The sequence below is a fragment of the Hyphomicrobiales bacterium genome (genome assembly GCA_002869065.1).
Taxonomy (GTDB): domain Bacteria; phylum Pseudomonadota; class Alphaproteobacteria; order Rhizobiales; family Rhodobiaceae; genus Rhodobium.
In genome coordinates this window covers 29,521-46,735 of record PKTR01000001.1, presented here as the reverse complement: position 1 = coordinate 46,735, position 17,215 = coordinate 29,521, and the positions used below count along the sequence as shown (strand labels likewise).

At 63.7% G+C, this 17,215-nt stretch carries 16 protein-coding genes; 5 read left to right on the top strand and 11 right to left on the bottom strand.

Annotated features, from left to right (window positions below; all coding sequences use genetic code 11):
• The first annotated feature begins 72 nt into the window (after positions 1-72).
• Entirely contained in the window at positions 73-1,437 is a 1,365-nt protein-coding gene (locus C0606_00220; protein PLX39008.1) for a TIGR03808 family TAT-translocated repetitive protein, read from the top strand.
• A 29-nt stretch (positions 1,438-1,466) separates the two neighbouring features.
• On the opposite strand, the gene C0606_00215 is transcribed toward C0606_00220, so the two are convergent.
• Complete coding sequence (locus C0606_00215; GenBank protein PLX39007.1) at positions 1,467-2,528, bottom strand: asparaginase; 1,062 nt, start codon at positions 2,526-2,528, stop codon at positions 1,467-1,469.
• Positions 2,529-2,777: 249 nt separating this feature from the next.
• Between C0606_00215 and C0606_00210 the strand changes: the two genes are divergently transcribed.
• The 3 genes from C0606_00210 (at position 2,778) to C0606_00200 (ending at position 5,548) form a co-directional block, all read left to right on the top strand.
• On the top strand, positions 2,778-4,037 hold the full coding sequence (locus C0606_00210) for a hypothetical protein (GenBank protein PLX39006.1): 1,260 nt from the start codon (positions 2,778-2,780) through the stop codon (positions 4,035-4,037).
• An 89-nt stretch (positions 4,038-4,126) separates the two neighbouring features.
• Complete coding sequence (locus C0606_00205) at positions 4,127-4,570, top strand: hypothetical protein (protein PLX39005.1); 444 nt, start codon at positions 4,127-4,129, stop codon at positions 4,568-4,570.
• Between the two features lie 39 nt (positions 4,571-4,609).
• Positions 4,610-5,548, top strand: coding sequence for a hydroxyacid dehydrogenase (locus C0606_00200; protein PLX39004.1), 939 nt, complete (start codon positions 4,610-4,612; stop codon positions 5,546-5,548).
• A gap of 3 nt (positions 5,549-5,551) precedes the next feature.
• Here the strand turns inward: C0606_00200 and C0606_00195 are convergent, their stop codons facing one another.
• On the bottom strand, positions 5,552-6,322 hold the full coding sequence (locus tag C0606_00195; protein ID PLX39003.1) for a hydroxypyruvate isomerase: 771 nt from the start codon (positions 6,320-6,322) through the stop codon (positions 5,552-5,554).
• An 11-nt stretch (positions 6,323-6,333) separates the two neighbouring features.
• Entirely contained in the window at positions 6,334-7,284 is a 951-nt protein-coding gene (locus C0606_00190; GenBank protein PLX39002.1) for an ornithine cyclodeaminase, read from the bottom strand.
• A 192-nt stretch (positions 7,285-7,476) separates the two neighbouring features.
• Here C0606_00190 and C0606_00185 point away from each other — a divergent pair, with 192 nt between their 5' ends.
• Positions 7,477-8,691 carry a lytic murein transglycosylase gene (locus tag C0606_00185; GenBank protein ID PLX39001.1) on the top strand — a complete coding sequence of 405 codons (1,215 nt, stop codon included), beginning with the start codon at positions 7,477-7,479 and terminating at the stop codon, positions 8,689-8,691.
• A gap of 105 nt (positions 8,692-8,796) precedes the next feature.
• Here the strand turns inward: C0606_00185 and C0606_00180 are convergent, their stop codons facing one another.
• From C0606_00180 to C0606_00145, 8 genes are all read right to left on the bottom strand, one after another.
• Positions 8,797-10,119, bottom strand: a complete 1,323-nt coding sequence (locus tag C0606_00180; GenBank protein PLX39000.1) for a C4-dicarboxylate ABC transporter permease — start codon at positions 10,117-10,119, stop codon at positions 8,797-8,799.
• A gap of 2 nt (positions 10,120-10,121) precedes the next feature.
• The gene (locus tag C0606_00175; GenBank protein PLX39625.1) at positions 10,122-10,634 is read right to left on the bottom strand and encodes a TRAP transporter small permease; all 513 of its coding nucleotides are present in this window, start codon (positions 10,632-10,634) and stop codon (positions 10,122-10,124) included.
• Between the two features lie 222 nt (positions 10,635-10,856).
• Positions 10,857-11,891, bottom strand: a complete 1,035-nt coding sequence (locus tag C0606_00170) for a C4-dicarboxylate ABC transporter (protein PLX38999.1) — start codon at positions 11,889-11,891, stop codon at positions 10,857-10,859.
• A 55-nt stretch (positions 11,892-11,946) separates the two neighbouring features.
• Positions 11,947-12,723: a GntR family transcriptional regulator gene (locus C0606_00165; GenBank protein ID PLX38998.1), complete on the bottom strand. Its 777-nt coding sequence runs from the start codon at positions 12,721-12,723 to the stop codon at positions 11,947-11,949.
• A gap of 470 nt (positions 12,724-13,193) precedes the next feature.
• Complete coding sequence (locus tag C0606_00160; protein PLX38997.1) at positions 13,194-13,706, bottom strand: rubrerythrin; 513 nt, start codon at positions 13,704-13,706, stop codon at positions 13,194-13,196.
• Positions 13,706-15,538 (bottom strand): oxidoreductase, encoded by a 1,833-nt coding sequence (locus tag C0606_00155; GenBank protein ID PLX38996.1) that lies wholly within the window; start codon positions 15,536-15,538, stop codon positions 13,706-13,708. The genes C0606_00160 and C0606_00155 overlap by 1 nt, the downstream gene beginning before the upstream one ends.
• A 12-nt stretch (positions 15,539-15,550) precedes the next feature.
• Positions 15,551-16,693: an NADH-quinone oxidoreductase subunit NuoD gene (locus tag C0606_00150; GenBank protein ID PLX38995.1), complete on the bottom strand. Its 1,143-nt coding sequence runs from the start codon at positions 16,691-16,693 to the stop codon at positions 15,551-15,553.
• On the bottom strand, positions 16,693-17,211 hold the full coding sequence (locus C0606_00145; GenBank protein PLX39624.1) for an NADH-quinone oxidoreductase subunit C: 519 nt from the start codon (positions 17,209-17,211) through the stop codon (positions 16,693-16,695). The genes C0606_00150 and C0606_00145 overlap by 1 nt, the downstream gene beginning before the upstream one ends.
• Positions 17,212-17,215 lie beyond the last annotated feature (4 nt).

The window sequence follows — 17,215 nt, the reverse complement described above, 5'->3', positions numbered from 1 at the left end:
TCCCGAAACGGCACAATTCTGGGCGGCACGCCTCTTGCTCTCCTGCTGTGACAACAGCAGGAGTGTTCCATCATCGTCACCCGGCGCGATTTTCTCATGGCTTCCGCAGCGCTTGCTGCCAGCACCGGTCCGGCTCTTGCCGCGAACCGGCCGTTCAAGGTTGCCGATCTGCGCGGCTCGATCGACGCGACGAAGCTCGGCGCGCGGCCGGGTGCCGGCGACGACCAGAGCGACGTCCTGCAGAAGGCGATCGACAAGGCAACCATCGAAGGCCGTCCGCTGTTCCTGCCGCCGGGCCGCTATCTTGTCAGCAATCTGGCGCTGCCCGACCGCTGCCAGATCGTCGGTATCGCCGGCGAGACGCGCATCGAATATCGTGGCGGCGGCCATTGCATGATCGCGGAAAAGGCCGAACGCATCACGCTGTCCGGCCTGATCATCGACGGTGCCAACCGGCATCTCGCCGATTACGCGCCCGGCCTCATCCATCTTGCCGAGGTCAAGACCGTCATCGTCGACGAATGCGAGATCCTCGGCAGCAGCAAGAACGGGCTGGCGCTCGACCGCTGCGGCGGCCGGGTCGAACGCAGCACGCTGGCCGGCGCCGGCGACGCGGCGCTGCGCTCGATGGAAGCCACCGACCTCGCGATCCGCAACAACATCGTCGAGAACTGTGGCAATGGCGGCATCCTCGTGCACCGCTGGAGCGAGGGTTCCGACGGCACGCAGATCCTCGGCAACCGCATCCGCTCGATTTCGGCGCGCGATGGCGGCACGGGCCAGAATGGCAACGGGATCAACGTCTTCCGCGCCCACGACGTGATGATCGCTAACAACCACATTGCCGACTGCTCGTTCTCGGCGATCCGCGCCAATGGCGGCTCGAACGTGCAGATGGTCGGTAACACCTGCCTGCGCTCGGGCGAGACCGCGGTCTATTCCGAATTCGCTTTCCAGGGTGCGGTGATCGCCAACAATCTGGTCGACGGAGCGGCGAAGGGTATCTCGATTGCCAATTTCCGCGAGGGCGGCCGGCTTGCGGTGTGCTCAGGCAATATCGTGCGTAATCTCGTCACCACCGGCCCATACGAATCCAACCCGCCGGGTTTCGGCTGGGGGATCGCGGTCGAGGCAGATACGGTTGTCACCGGCAACACGATCGAAGGCGCGCCGACCTATGGCATCGGCATCGGCTGGGGGCCCTATCTGCGCAATGTGGCCGCGACCGGCAATGTGATCCGCGCCTGCGGCGTCGGCATCGCGGTCTCGGTGGTCGAAGGCGCGGGCAAGACGGTGATCTCCAACAATGTGATCACCGAGAGTCGGGATGGCGCGATTGTCGGTTTCCGCTGGGCCGAGCGCGCGAGCGACGATCTGGCGGACGGCGACGCATCCGTCTTCCCGCATCTGACGCTGACGGGAAACAGCGCGCTGTAGAGCGGTCTTTGATACAGGTCGCGGCGCGATCAGGTGACGATGTCGCCTTCCCAGCCATTGGTGATGAGCACCGCGCGCAGCAGGCGGGCGAAATCCTCGCTCGGACGCAGCGAGCCGACCTCGATGCCGTTCCAGTTGGTCAGTTTCGGCTGCAGGAACGCGCCGAACGCATCGCGCTCCTCGCGCGACATCGGCACCAGCGCATTGATCACGGCGGCCATCATCACTTCCGCACCGCGAATGGCGCCATCGTCGCATTTCAACGCGACGCCAAGGCTCAGTTCGGGGATTGCCGCGGTATAGACCCCTTCGGCACCGACCTTAACGAAGACCCTGCCCTTGAACAGCTCCATTACGTCGGTGCAGAAACGCTTGGTACCAGCCACCATGTGCGGATGGCTGACACAGGCCGTGTAGAGACGACGACAGGCGTCGGCCCGTTCCAGCGCAAGGCCCTCCGGGTCGGCGATGTGAGCGAAGCCCTTGGCGATTACCGTCAGCGGCACCGCGTAGGTGGGGATTGAGCAGCCATCGATCCCGCAGGCATCGACCGCGTGTGCCGCCCCCATCATCTCCTCGAGAATGCCGCGGATCTTCTGCTGCAGCGGATGGTCGGCGTTGACGTAGCCCTTCGGGTCGATGCCGAGATGATTTGCGAGCACCAGAAATCCGGCGTGCTTTCCCGAACAGTTGTTGTGGATCGCGGTCGGTTCCTCGCCGGCCTTGTGCAGGCGGGCGATGTCGGCATCGAGACGCGGCCAGTGCGAACCGCATTCGAGCGCGGTTTCACCGAGACCCGCCTTTTCCAGCATGGCGCGGGCACCGGCCACATGGGCTTCTTCGCCATTGTGCGAAGCGCAGGCGAGCGCCAGTTCGGCATCGGTCACGGCGGCGGCGTCGGCCGCGCCGGTCTCGACAAGCGCAAGCGCCTGCAGTGCCTTGATCGCCGAGCGGGGGAAAACCGGCCTGTCGACATCGCCGAGCGCCGCACCTTCCTTCAGGCCATGCCCGGCAAAGGCGATAGCACCGCGATGGCGGCTTTCGACGGTTTCCCCGCGAATGACGTCGACCAGGACGGGATTGATGCCCACTTGCGAATTCCTCTGCCTTTACATGACCAGCGCGTAAAGCTAGTCGCTGTTGGACCGATCCGGCAAATGGTTTTCGTTCGAAAGCACCCGCTATCGGGCCCGGCCATTCAACGAAAACTTTACGATAAATCGAGCTAAGCCCCGAAAAGCGTGAGCATAAAGGCCACCGTAACGCCGCTCTGCTTTACTGGGGGTCGAATTGCCGGAGCGATCCGGCCACCTTTTCTGCCATGCCGGAGCGGATAAACGATGCGCACTGAGAGCCGCAACACTCTCGATCTCGTCTGGACCGTCCATGACGACCTGGAAAGCTGCGCCGACCTTTGGCGCGACTTCCAGAGCACAGCCGTCAGAACGGTTTTCCAGCGCTACGAGTGGCTGAAGGCCGAATACGAGATGCTGGAAGATCCGGCTTCGGTCGAACCGCGCATCGTCGTTGGCACGGTCGGCGGCAAACCGCAGGTCCTGTTGCCGCTCGCCTTGAGCCGTACGCTCGGCGCCTCCACCCTCTCCTGGCTCGGCATCGACTGGTCGGATTATGGCGGCCCGCTGATCGCACCCGAACTCTATGCAAAGCTGGAACCGGGCGACATTGCCCGCATTCGTGGCGCGGCGGCCGAAGCGGTTGGCTCCGTCGACTATGTGCATTTTGAAAAGCAGCCCGAGACGCTCGGCGAGCGCGAAAACCCGTTCGCGACCTTCGAAAGCGAGGAAGCGGCGACGCACGCCTATGCGCTCGGTCTCGGCGACGACTGGGAAACCTTCTACGGCCAGTTGCGCAGCTCCAAGACACGGCGGCGCATGAACGAGAAGGAGCGCAAGCTCGGCCAGTGCGGCGATCTCGTCTTCCGTCAGCTGGAAGATTTCGACCAGGCCTGTGCGGCGATCGACAAGCTCGTCGCATGGAAGATCGACCAAGTGCGGGCGCGGGGCCGGTTCAATCCATTCCGCGGCGCGCCGCTCGAACCGTTCTTCGGACGTCTGCTGAGCGAAGCGCCGGAACTTCTGCGCATCTATGCGCTCGAACTGGATTGCGAGCTGCTCGCCGGCGGTATCGTGCTCGTCGATAACGACGCCTTCACCGTCTACCAGACCGCCTATGCCAACAACGAATATTCCCGCTACTCGCCCGGCCGCATCCTCGTCCACCGGATGATGGCTGAGGCGATCGGCCTGGGGCTCAAGGTGTTCGACTTCTCGCTCGGCGATGAGGGCTACAAGCTCGAAATCTGCGACCGCAAGACGGAGTTGACCTATAGCGCCAAGGCGATGACCGGGCGCGGCTGGTTGGCGGCATCCGTGGAGACGGCCAAGGTACGGGCGAAAAAGCGCATCAAGGACTCTCCCAAGCTGATGGATGCGGGACACAGGCTGACCCGCTTTGCGCAGAGCGCCGGCATGGATGCGCTCGACGACCGGCCTCATGCGGCTTCGGGCAAGAGCTCGCAACCGCAGCCGACCCGGCCGGCGCCGATCAAGCTTCACCGTAACGTCGCCGCGTCGCTCTGACGGGGCGCGGCGGTCAATCTCGACAGCCTTGCACCAACCGGCTCATTCGACGCACACTCGCCGAAACGCATTCGGCGAGAGGTAACTCCATGAGCGATTCCGCAACCCGCCGTTCGGGACGGTGCCTGTGTGGCGCCGTTTCGTTTTCGGTCAGTGTGCCGCGGGCGAAATTCTCGATCTGTCATTGCAGCATGTGCCGGCGCTGGAGCGCCGGGCCGTTCATGGCCGTGCACTGCAAGACGGACCTCGAGTTCGCCGATCCCGAGCCGGTCGGCTGGTATGAGAGCTCGGCCTGGGCGGAGCGCGGTTTTTGCAGCCGCTGCGGCACGAGCCTGTTCTACCGTCTGTCCAATTCGCCGGAAGGGATGCTGGCTGTCTCGGCGGAAGCCTTTGACGACAAGGACGACCTCGAACTGAAGCAGCACATCTATGTCGATCAGCAGCCGTCGCGTTACGCCTTTGCTGACGACGCACCGCGGCTGACCGAAGCCGAGGTGCTGGCCAAGTTCGGCATCACCCCGCAGGGCGAATAGCGGCCAGAAATCAGAACACTTTCAAGTCAGGGAGACGCCATGAGCGCCGACATTCTCGTCATGGGCAAAATGCTGCTGCGGGTGATGGATAATCTGCGGGAGAATTTCACCGTGCACCGCTATGAGGACATTGCCGACAAGGACGCCTTCTTTGCCGAGCATGGCGCGGCGATCCGGGCGATCGGCACCGATGCCCTGCACGGCTGCTCGGCCGCGCTGATGGACCGCCTGCCCAATCTCGAGATCGTCGGCAGTTGCGGCGTCGGCTACGACAGCATCGATGTCGAGGAAGCGAGGAAACGCGGGCTGCGCGTGACGACGACGCCGGATGTGCTCAACGACGCGACGGCGGAGCTGGCCATCGCACTGATGATGGCGTTGGCGCGCGACGTGGTGCGGGCCGACCAGTTCGTGCGGGCTGGTGGCTGGCTCAACGGCGGCTATCCCCTCACCGGCCAGATCGCCGGCGCCAGGGCCGGCATTGTCGGGCTCGGGCGGATCGGCAAGGAGATCGCCACGCGCTGCGCTGCGTTGAAGATGGAGATCGCCTATCACGGCCGTAGCGAACAGCCGGACCAGCCTTACCGCTACTATGGCGATCTCGTCGAGATGGCGCGCGACGTCGACTGGCTGGTGGTGATCGCGCCGGGCACTGCGTCGACAGCAAAGCTGATCTCGGCCGAGGTGATCGACGCGCTCGGGCCTGAGGGCATGCTGGTCAATGTGGCGCGCGGCACGCTGGTCGATGAAGACGCCCTCGTCGCCGCGCTGAAAGAGGGCCGCCTCGGTGGCGCAGCGCTCGACGTCTTTGCCGATGAGCCGAACGTGCCGGAGGCCCTGTTCGCGATGGACAATGTGGTGCTGTCGCCGCATCAGGGCAGCGCGACGGAAAAGACCCGCCAGGCGATGGCCGAACTGGTGGTCGAGAATCTCGTCGCTCATTTCGCCGGCAAGGACCTGCCGACACCGCTGGTCTAAGGGTCAGCGCGCCCGATAGGAGCCGAACCAGCCGAGGCCGTTTTCCGTGCGGTCGCGCGGGCGATATTCGCAGCCGATCCAGCCGTCATAGCCGAGCTCATCAAGCCGGTCGAAAAGGTACGGATAGTTCACCTCGCCGAGATCCGGCTCATGGCGATCCGGCACGCCGGCGATCTGGATATGATCGACGAAGGGCAGCAGCCGCTCGATATGGCGGGCGAGGTCGCCCTCCATGATCTGGCAGTGATAGAGGTCGAGCTGGAGCCGCAGATTGGCCGCGCCGACCGCGTCGATGACCGCAAGTGCGTCGTCGGTCCGCGAGAGATGATAGCCCGGCATGTCACGGGTGTTGATCGGCTCGATCAGCAGCGTCAGACCGCGCTCGGCGGCTTTCTCGGCAGCGAGTTTGAGATTGGCGATGTAGGCCGCGCGGGCGTCTTCGCCCGAGGCAATGCCCGCCATCGCGTGCAGGCGCGGCACGCCGATCACCTCGGCATAGGCAAGCGCGGTATCGAGCGAGGCTGCGAACTGCCCTTCCCGACCCGGCAGTGCGGCGAGCCCCCGCTCACCTTCATCCCAATTGCCCGGCGGCAGGTTGAACAGCGCCTGGGTGAGCCCGTTGCTGTCCAGCTCGGCGCGGATCGCGGCGGCATCGTGCTCGTAGGGAAAGAGATACTCGACCGCCTCGAAGCCTGCCTCGGCTGCGGCGGCGAAGCGCTCCATGAACGGGCGCTCGGTAAACATCATCGATAGATTGGCGGCAAAACGCGGCATGGTCGTTGTCCCTATTCGGCTTCGCCCGTTGCGGTCCTGTAGGCGAGCACGGCGCCGGCGAGATCCTCCAGCGCGGCACCGACCGACTTGAAGAGCGTGATCTCGTCGTCGCTCGCGCGGCCCGCATGTTTCCCGCGCGTCAAATCGTAGAGGTCGGCGGCGATGTCCTCCATCGCGAGCGCGCCGGTCTGAAGCGGCACGACGATATCGCCGGCCTCCTTGGTGGCGCCGGCGCGGGTGTCGACGAACACGCGGGCGCGGCGGACCGCCTCGTCATCGGCCTCGCGCATTGTCGGCTTGAAACCACCGACCAGATCGACGTGTGTGCCCGGCGTCAGCCATTCGCCCATGACCAGCGGCTCGGTCGACAGCGTCGCCGCGCTGACGATATCGGCGCCCGCCACCGCCTCGGCGAGATCGCTTGCGGCTTCGGCCCGGAAGCCGAGCTTGGCGACGCTCTCGGCTATCGCCGCGGCCTTGTCGGCGTTGCGGCCCCAGATGACGACCTCGTCAATGTCGCGCACCGAGGCGTGCGCCTCCACCAGATTGACCGAGAGGCGGCCGGTGCCGACCACGAGCAGGCGTTTGGCGTCCTTGCGGGCGAGGTAATCGGCGGCAAGCGCCGAGGCCGCCGCCGTGCGCCGCGCCGTCAGTTCGCCGCCATCGACCATCGCCTGCATGACGCCGGTCTTTGCGTCGCTCAGCAAATAGACGGCGGAAATCGCCGCCATGCCGCGATCGGCGTTGCCCGGCACAACATTGACGATCTTGACGCCGAGATGCTCGCCGACCTGCCAGGCCGGCATCAAGAGCAGGGTGCCATCCGGCTCGCCAGGCACGGTGAAATCATGGTGATGGCGCACCGGCATGTCGCAGCCGGACGCGAACATCGCGCGCAGTGCTTCGACGAGCGGACGCCAGGCAAGGGCGGCGCGGGTTTCTTCGGCACTCATCATTCGCATGATCGGCTCCCTCTGCGTGGGTGTTTCGGTCCGGCGACGGCCACATAGCGAACCGCCTCCTCCCGGTAGAGCCCGCCACCGCACACTTGTCAAATTCGCATGATCTATTCGCGCGCTCCACAGTCGGCGCTTGACGCGACCCAACGGCAACCGCTCAAATCGCGCCGGGGCACAAGGGAGGATTCGCACACGATGTTGCGCAGGGAAATTGTACGTATCGCCGGCGCGGTCGCCGTCACCGCCATCCTTGCCGGGCCTGCCGCCGCGGCTTGCAAGAACACGGGAAGCTTCGACGCCTGGATGGCCGGCTTCAAGAAACACGCCGTCGCCGAGGGGGTATCGCAGCGCACCGTCGACAGCGCATTGCGTGGCATCACGCTCGATCCGCGCGTCATCAAACGCGACCGGGCGCAGAGCCTGTTCTCGCTCACCTATGTCGAATTCGTCGATCGCCTGGTTTCGAAGGGCCGCATCAACGGCGGCCGCAAGAAGCTGAAACAGCACGCCAAGCTGTTCGCCCGCATCGAGCGCGATTACGGCGTACCCGGTCCGGTGCTGGCCGCCTTCTGGGGCCTTGAGACCGATTTCGGCGGCTTCATGGGCGATTTCCAGACGCTGCGCTCGCTGGCGACGCTTGCCTATGACTGTCGACGCCCGGAGATGTTCACAGAAGAACTCGTCGCCGGCCTGAAGCTGATCGACAATGGCGACCTGAAGGCATCCGAGATGGTCGGCGCCTGGGCCGGTGAGCTCGGCCATACGCAATTCCTGATGACCGACTATTTCGAGACGGCGGTCGACTACGACGGCGACGGGCACCGCAATCTGGTCAAAAGCGTTCCCGATGCACTCGCCTCGGGCGCCCGGCTTTTGCAGAAATATGGCTGGCGCGCCGGCGAACCCTGGATCGTCGAGGTTCGTGTTCCCAATAACCTCGCCTGGCAGGAAGCCGATCTCGCGATCACCCACCCGCAGGCACAATGGGCGCAATGGGGCGTGCGCCGGGCCGATGGGTCGGCACTGTCGAACAGCCAGCTTCCGGCGTCGCTGCTGCTGCCGATGGGCCACAAAGGACCCGCCTTCCTCGCCTACAACAATTTCCGCAACGCCTACATCAACTGGAACAACTCACTGACCTATTCGCTGACGGCGGCCTATTTCGCAACCCGTCTGGCGGGCGCACCGCCGCTCAACCGCAATGGCGTCAAGTCGATCGACGCGCTCTCTTTCAACCAGATCAAGGAGATGCAGCGGTTGTTGACCAAGAAGGGCTATGACGTCGGCGGCGTCGACGGAACGCTCGGCGAAAAGAGCCGCGCGGCGGTGAAGGCCGTACAGGCGCAGATGGGGCTGCCGCAGGACGCTTTCCCGACCGGCGATTTCCTCGCCCGGCTGCGCCGGATGTAAGCCGCCGGTCGACGGGAACCTGCGAAAAAAGCGGGGCGTGGATCACAACGATCCACGCCCCGTTTCTTTTGGCTCTCTGTGGACTGCCAAGCCGATCAGTACAAATCAGTACAGCAGACGGACCAGGAGCAGCGTGATGCCGGGGAACGCGGTCAGGATGACAACGCGGACGAGATCGCTTGCGACGAACGGCATGGCACCGCGGAAGGTCTGTGATATCGGCGCGCCATTCGACATCGAGTTGATGACGAACAGATTCATGCCCACTGGTGGCGTTATCAGCCCCACCTCCACGACGATCAGGACGATGATACCGAACCACAGTGCAAGTTCTTCCGGCTGCAGGCCGTAATCGAGCGCCATGACGACCGGGAAGAAGATCGGGATCGTCAAAAGGATCATCGACAGCGAGTCCATGATGCAGCCGAAGACCAGGTAGCACAGCAGGATGATCGCCATCACGAGCCAGGGGTTGAAGCCCTGCTCGGTGACGAAGAGCGCGGCTTCCTGCGGCAGGCGCGAGAAGGCGAGGAAGCTGTTGTAGGAGCTGGCGCCAAGCACGATCAGGAAGATCATGCCGGTCGAGACCGCGGTCGACAGGATCGCATCGATGAAGGTCTTGCGGGACAAACCGCCATTGACGAACGCAACGAGGCCGGTACCGGCCGCACCGACGGCGGCGGCCTCGGTCGGCGTGAAGAAGCCGCCATAGATGCCGCCAATGACGACGAGGAAGATCACCAGAACCGGCCAGACCTCTGCCAGCGCCTTGAATCGCTCGCTATAGGGCGCGCGCTCGCGCATGCCGGCCGAGCCGGGATTGAGGCGGACATAGATCGAGATGGTGATGATGTAGCCGAGCGCGGCCAGGAAGCCCGGAATGAAGGCGGCGACGAACAGCTTGGCGATGTTCTGCTCGGTCAGGATGGCATAGATGACCAGCACCACCGAGGGCGGGATCAGAATACCGAGCGTTCCGCCGGCGGCGAGACATCCGGTCGCAAGCGCATTGGAATAGCCGAAGCGGCGCAGTTCCGGCAGCGCGACCTGCCCCATGGTGGCGGCGGTCGCGAGCGAGGAGCCGCAGATCGCGCCAAAGCCGCCGCAGGCGCCGACGGCTGCCATGGCGACGCCGCCCTTGCGGTGCCCGAGCCAGGTTTCGGCCGCGTTGAACAGCGATTTCGACATGCCGCCCAGCGTCGCGAACTGCCCCATCAAGAGGAACAGCGGCACGATCGACAGCGAGTAATTCGAGAAGGTGTCGTAGGTCAGGCCCTTCATCTGCGCCAGCACCGGCGACCAGCGGCCGAGCACGAGGCCCGAGCCGACGAAACCGGCCAGAAGCATTGCGAGGCCGATCGGCACGCGCAGAAAGATCAATGCCATCAGGACGGGGAACGACCAGATGCCCAGTTCGAGATTGGTCACGATTAACGCCCCCCGGAGAGCACGACATGACGGCCGGAGCGATACTCGCGCAGGCTCCGCCAGACCGTGTACAGGCAGATCAGAGTGAAGATGATGGAACCAACCAGGCAAGCCGCGAAAGCCCACCAGATCGGAAACTGCAGAATGAACGACGTCTCGTTGTAAGCCATCTTGTCGAGCATGCCGGCGTATATGCCCCAGGACACGACGGCGATGGCGGCAGTCATCAGCGCATTGGCGATAACGTCGATCAGATAGTTGGTGCGCGTGCCGACCTTGGAGAGAAAGATATCGACAGTGACATGGCCGCGCCGGATCTGGCACCAGGGCAGAAAGGCGAAGATGCAGAACGCCATTCCGACGCTGACAAGCTCGAAGTCGCCGGGCAGCGGCGCGAAGCCCACGGAATTGATCGCCTCGCCGAGGGAATGCAGGAAACCGCTTTCCGTCCGCAAGAGACGATGCCCCATGGCGCCGAGTTCGCGGCCAATGATGCTTATTGTCGTCATCAGCATGAGCGCGGAGAGCACCAGCCCGCCGAGCAATGCCGTCAGGTAAGCAATCTTGTGGACTGCCCTGTCGATCCGTTCGATCACCGTAAACTCCGCCCCAGAAATTTCGACTTCATGATCTGGACTGGCCGCGCATATGCGCCGCAAGAGTGAGCCGGATACGGCTTTCGCTGTATCCGGCCGCGTGAGAGGGAGCCGGCCACGAGGCGGCCGGCTCCATGTTCGTTACTGGGCGGTGTACTTCGCGACCAGTTCCTTGGCCTGAGCAACGAGGCTGGCCGCGTCGATACCCTTGCCCTTCATTTCCTCGATCCACTCGGCTTCGACCGACGCGGCGACTTCTTTCCAGCGCGCCGTTTCGGCATCGTCGAGGGTCAGGATGGTGTTGCCGGACTTCTCGGCGATGCCGAGGCCGATGACGTCACCCTTGTCCATGGCGCCACCGAACAGCTTGGCAGCAGCCATGCCGGAATTGTCGTCGATGATCTTCTTCAGATCGTCCGGCAGATTGTTGTAGGTGTCCTTGTTCATCACCATCGCGAAGGTCGCGGTGTAGAGGCCATGGTCACCGCTGAAGCCGGTGTGGGTGTTGGTCAGCTCGGTGATCTTGAGCGCCGGGGTGACTTCCCAGGGAATGACCGCGCCGTCGATGACGCCCTTCGACAGCGATTCCGGCACAGCCGGGACCGGCATGCCGACGGCGGTGGCGCCGAGCTTCTCAAGCATCTTGGTGACGATGCGGGTCGGACCGCGCAGCTTCAGGCCCTGCATGTCCTCAAGCTTGGTGACGCCGCTGCCCTTGGCATGGATGAGGCCCGGACCATGAGTGTGGAAGACGATCGGATGAACGTCCTTGAACTCGTCCATGGCGTTCTTTTCGACGTATTCCTGGAACGCCAGCGAGGTCGCGGTCGCGTTGGTGACCATGAACGGCAGTTCGAAAGCCTCGGTGCGCGGGAAACGGCCCGGGGTGTAGCCGAGAACGGTCCAGATGATGTCGACGACACCATCCTTGGCCTGGTCGAACAGCGAGGGCGGCTTGCCGCCGAGCTGCATGGCCGGATAGTGCTCGATCTTGATGCGGCCGTTGGAGGCCTTCTCGATCGTCTCGATCCACGGCGTGATGGCCATTTTCGGCACCGACGCCTGCGGCGGCAGCAGCTGATGCAGCCGCATGGTGACTTCCTGTGCCGCGGCCGGGGTCACGGTCATGAGGGTGGCCGCCATAAGCGACCCCAGCATGAAGGTCCTTCTTTTCATATTCCTGCTCCTCCCAGTTGCAGTTTCGGGGACGCAATTGCGTCCCTATTCCAGTTCAGTCCTCAGTTCCCTCATTGTCCCGCTGTCCATCATCGGCCAACAGGGCAAGACCCGGTACGCGGCTGCGCAGTTCTGCGCTTTCGAGCACACGATCCAGGGTACGGCGCGCCAGCCGGGCATGTTCCCGTCCCAGGGCTTCGGCGCGGGCGCCTTCACGATTTTCGATTGCCTCGATGAGCGCACGGTGATGATTGTGCGCAACGGCCAGCACGTCCTCGAAGCCGGGCATCGCGGCGTGGGCATCGACAAACGCACTCGGCGAAGCAAAGGGCAGAACGGCGAGGCGTTCCAGCTCGCGCTGCAGCATCACGCTGCCTGACATCTTGGCCAGCAATTCGTGGAAATCTTCGTTGAGCCGCATGTAGGTCTCGAACTGCTGCAGGCCGCCCTTGCCGTCGAGGGTGTTCGCGAGCTGCGCCAGCAGATCCTGGGCCTCGCGCATCACGCTCGGGGCCACACCGCGTTCGGCGGCGAGGCGCGCGGCCGTCCCCTCCAGCACGCCGCGCAGTTCGATCGCATCGCTGACATCGGCATCGGAAAACGCGCGCACGGCATAGCCGCCGGACGGCAGCGCTTCGAGCAGACCTTCGAGTTCAAGACGGGCAAGCGCGGCACGCACCGGCGTGCGCGACAGGCCGAGGCGATCGACCAGCGCGAGTTCCGACATGCGCTCGCCGGGGCGCATGGTACCGTTGTAGACGAGCTCGCGAATGCCGAGCAGCGCCTTCAGAGATTGCGAGGACAGAACCGGATCGCCGTTGCCCTTAAGCATTGAGCGCGGCCCCCGTGTGGTGGCCGGCACGAAGGCCGCGAGTGAAGGAATGTCGCATCTGTGTATACATGAAAGTCTGAAACGCGCCGAAACAGCGCCAAATCGCGGAGATTGCCGGGCGGAGGCGCTCCACCGGCCATCCAGAAATGAACAACATACGGACGCCGTTTCGCCGAGAGCCGGCGAAGGCGTGAGAAAATCCTAATTCTATTGGACTTTTCTGCCCGTATGCAGCAGCCAAAAGTTCGCCCTCACGTCCCCTTGCCGCCCCGTTTCGTCATTTTCACCGTGCCTGGAGTTTGCCATCAGAAGCACGATTGACGCCGGTCGGCATTTGTTTGTTGAGGGGACTGTATACAGAGCGCGAAATGTGCGTCAACCGAAAAGGATCGCGCACGGCGCAACGCCAAGCCGCAGGAGTACGCCTGCGTCATGCGCATCACGTCAAAGAAAACGGCGGTGCGGGCGGTTCAGACACCGCCGGAATGGACGATCTCGTAGTAGCGCTTTTCCAGCTCGCCCTTGTGGCGCAATTCCTCGTCGGCGAGGAACTGGAACAGATCGCGCAAGGCGCCCTCGGGCGCCGTTTCGGCCAGCGCCGAATACTGCTCGTAGGCCGCGTGTTCGCGGGCCAGCGCATATTGCAGGATCGCCTGATCGTCCGGGTTCTCGCCGAGATCGGGCATCATGACGTAGTCGGCGAACTTGTGGTCGTTCGGCGGTGTCGCGATCAGGTCCTTCAGATGTGCGACGGTATCAGCGTGATCGCGCACCCGCGCGAACAGCTCGTAGTGTTCGGCCTCTTCCTCGGCAAGTTCGACGACCAGTTCGCGGATCGGCTTGTTCACCCGATCCTTCAGACCCGCATAGAAGGTCTCGGCGGTCTTCTCGAAGCCCATTGCAGTGTCGAGGATCTCTTCGACCGTCTTCGCGCGCTGCAGTTTTTCGCGGCCGCTGATATGGCCTTCGCCGTGTTCGCTCATTACGCCTTCTCCGCCTCTGCCTCGCCCATCACGAAGGCGTGGATGCTCGCCGCCGTGCGATGACCGGCTGCGATTGCGTGGATAACGTCCGGTCCCTGAACCATGTCGCCGGCGGCCCACAGGCCCGGTTCCGACGTCCTGCCGACTTCGTCGATCTTCAACCGGCCGCGCTGCCATTCGAGCTTTTCGACCAGCTCCTCACCGAGGAACGCCGTGTCCGACGCCTGACCGATGGCCTCGACGACCAAATCCGCCTCGTGCAGCACGAGATCGTCTTCGTCATATTGCGGGTGGAAGCGGCCTTCGTCGTCGAAGATCGACAGGCATTTGACCGTTTCGAGCCCCTTCAGCTTGCCGTTCTCGACGACGACCTGCTTCGGACCGCGGCTGTTGTAAAGGGTCAGTCCTTCTTCAGCGGACTCGATCACCTCGACCTCGTCGGCCAGCATGCCATCGCGGGCTTCGAGCGCAACGAGGGTGACGTCGATGACGCCGTCCTTCTTCTGCGCCTGCAGGCGGGCAAGCGAACGGGCGATGTCGAAGGCGACGTTGCCGCCACCGATGACGACGGCCTTTTTCGGCACGGCGAAGCGCTGGTTGCGGGTGATCTTTTCCAAGAGATCGACGGCGGACGCGACCTTTTCATGGTCGGTGCCGGGCACCCGGGTTGAGCGGCCCATACCGAGGCCGGTCGCAACGAGCACCGCGTCGTTGTCGGAGCGCAGCTTGGTCATCGGCAGCTTGTCGCCAATGCCCGCGTTGCATTTGATCTCAACACCAGCCGCCTTGATGACGTTGATGTCGTCGTCGAGCCGGTCATAGGGCAGCCGATATTCCGGGATGCCGTAGCGCATCATGCCGCCGGCTTCCGGCTTCGACTCGTAAACCGTCACCTCGTGACCGAGCTTGGCGAGATCGAAGGCTGCGGTCAGCCCGGCCGGGCCGGAGCCGATAATGGCGACCTTCTTGCCGGTCTTGTTCTTTGCCACGTCCTTCGTCGCGATCTTCTTGACCATCTCGTGGTCAACCGCATCCATGACGTAGCGCTTCAGCCATTGGATCGCGACCGGATCGCCGCGGCGGCCGATCGAGCAGGCCGTTTCGCAGCGGTGGGTACAGATGCGGCCGCACACGCTCGGGAACGGGTTGGTGCGGTAGATCTGTTCGACGGCTTCGGTCTTGTCGCCCTTCCAGATGGCGCGGATGTATTCCGGCGCATGCATGTTGGCCGGGCAGGCATCGTGGCACATGCCGCACTGGATGCAGCGCGAGGCCTCGAACAGCGCCGTCTGTTCGTCGTATCCACCGGCGATCTCGTCGAAATTGTCGGAGCGGCTTTCAGCCGGCAGTTCCGGCATTTCCTGGCGCTCGAGGTCAAGCAGGTCGGAGTGGTCGCTCTTTGCCCAGCCTTTCGGGAAGCCGAGGCCGTGCATCCCCTTCTCGTCCGGCAGGATGAAGAAGGTGTCGAGATCGGCGCTGACATGGATGTATTCGCGCGACAGTGACAGAGAGCCGGTCGGACAGATGTCGACGCACAGCGCGCACCAGCAGCAGCGACCGTAATCGATCGCCGGACGGCGCGGCTTGACGCCCTTTACCGGATCCGACGGCAGGTCGGGGATCGAGATCATGCGGATGGCGGCGTTGTCGCAGATTTCCTGGCACGTGCCGCAACCGATGCATTTCTCCCAATCGTTCAAATGAAAGCCGCGATAGTTCTCGGCGGCCGGACGCGGCTCCATCGGCAGCGTGATCGGCGGCTTGAACAGGAAAGACAGCGACTTGAGCGGCTTCAGGAAGCTGCCCTTCGGCTTTGGATTGATATCACCCATCGCTAACCCTCCTCAGCGATCCACTTCCGGCGGACAGGCATCGAGCGAGAACATGATCTGCGCGATGTCTTCCAGCCGGGCCCCCTGAAGCGTGCGTTCCAAAACCTGGACCGCATGCATCTGCGAGGGGCCGCGCACATGCACCCGCCACGGCTTGTCGCCGCCATTGGACACAACGAAAAAGCCCAGTTCGCCCTTCGAGGATTCGACGCGGGCATAGGCGTCGCCCGTCGGCACGTTCCAGGCGAGCGGATTGGGCAGCGGACACCGGATCGGGCCCCTCACCGAACGCAATTTCTCGATCACCTGTCGAAGGATACGGATCGACTGGAACATCTCCGCCCGGCGCACCTGCATGCGGGCGAGCGCGTCGCCGCCGGTCTCGGTCGGCACGTCGAACTCGATCTCGTCGTAGGTCAGGTACGGGTCATCGCGGCGCACGTCGAACGGCAGGCCGGAGGCACGCAGGTTCGGTCCCGTAACGCCCCACGCCAGCGCGTTTTCCTGGCTGATATAGCCGCAATTTGTGGCGCGGTTGATGACGACGGAGGAATCGAAGAACAGGTCGTCGAATTCCGGCGCGCGACCTTCGACCAGATCGAGCAGGTCGGACAATTTATCAAGGATGCCATCGGGCAGATCGCGGCGCACACCGCCCGGAGTGATGTACATGTGGTAGACGCGCGCGCCGGTGATTTCCTCGAACAGGTCGAGGAACAGGTCACGGGTCGAGATGCCCCAGAACATATTGGTGTAGAGGCCGATGGTCGCCGCGTTGCCGCCAAAGGTGAAGAGGTGAGCGCAGATGCGCGACATCTCCAGCATCATGACGCGGATCCACTGGGCGCGGATGGGCACTTCAAGCCCGCCGAGCATTTCAACGGCGCGCGAATAGGTCTCTTCCATCGGCACCGGATCCGGCACGCAGATGCGCGGCACCAGCGCGACGTTCTGGATCCACAGCCGCTCTTCCATGATTTTCTCGAAGCCGCGGTGCAGATAGCCGCCGTCGGCGACGGCCTCCTGGATCACGTCACCCATCAGGCGCACGCGAATAGCGTAGTTGCCTTCGATACCGGGATGATTCGGCCCGAAATAGAGCTCGTATTCATGGCTCGCGGGGTGTTCGACCGGGCGGTAGTTTTCGGGGCGCATTATTCCACTCCGCCTCCCTTGGCCTCGACGTCCTTCAGCCAGTCGGGCCGGTAGTCGACCCAGGTGTAGGTCTCCTCGACATAGCCACGCGTATCGAAGGATTTCAGCATCGGCGGCGGACCGCCCCAGCTCGTCAGAATGAACTTGTTGAGGTTCGGCGCGCCTTCGAAATGGATGCCGAACATCTCGTGGATGTCGCGCTCGAAGAAGCCGGCCGGCGCGTGGATATCGTAGACCGAAATGAAGCGGCCGGGTTCTTTCGGGATGAAGACATGGGCCGAAACCAGCGTCTTCAGCTCGTAGGACCACAGGTGATAGACGAGCTCGAATTCCTCGGTCTGGGGCCAGTCGACGCAGGAGATCGACGACAGGTGCAGGAAACCGCCCTGCCCTTTGAGCAGATTGAGGACGCTCGACAGCGCCTCGGGCTTGACGTCGACGCGGCTACGGCGCGGGCCCTGCGGCTTCATGGTGACGCCGGGGGTCTCGCGGATTACGTCGGCCAGATGGGCCGGCATGCTG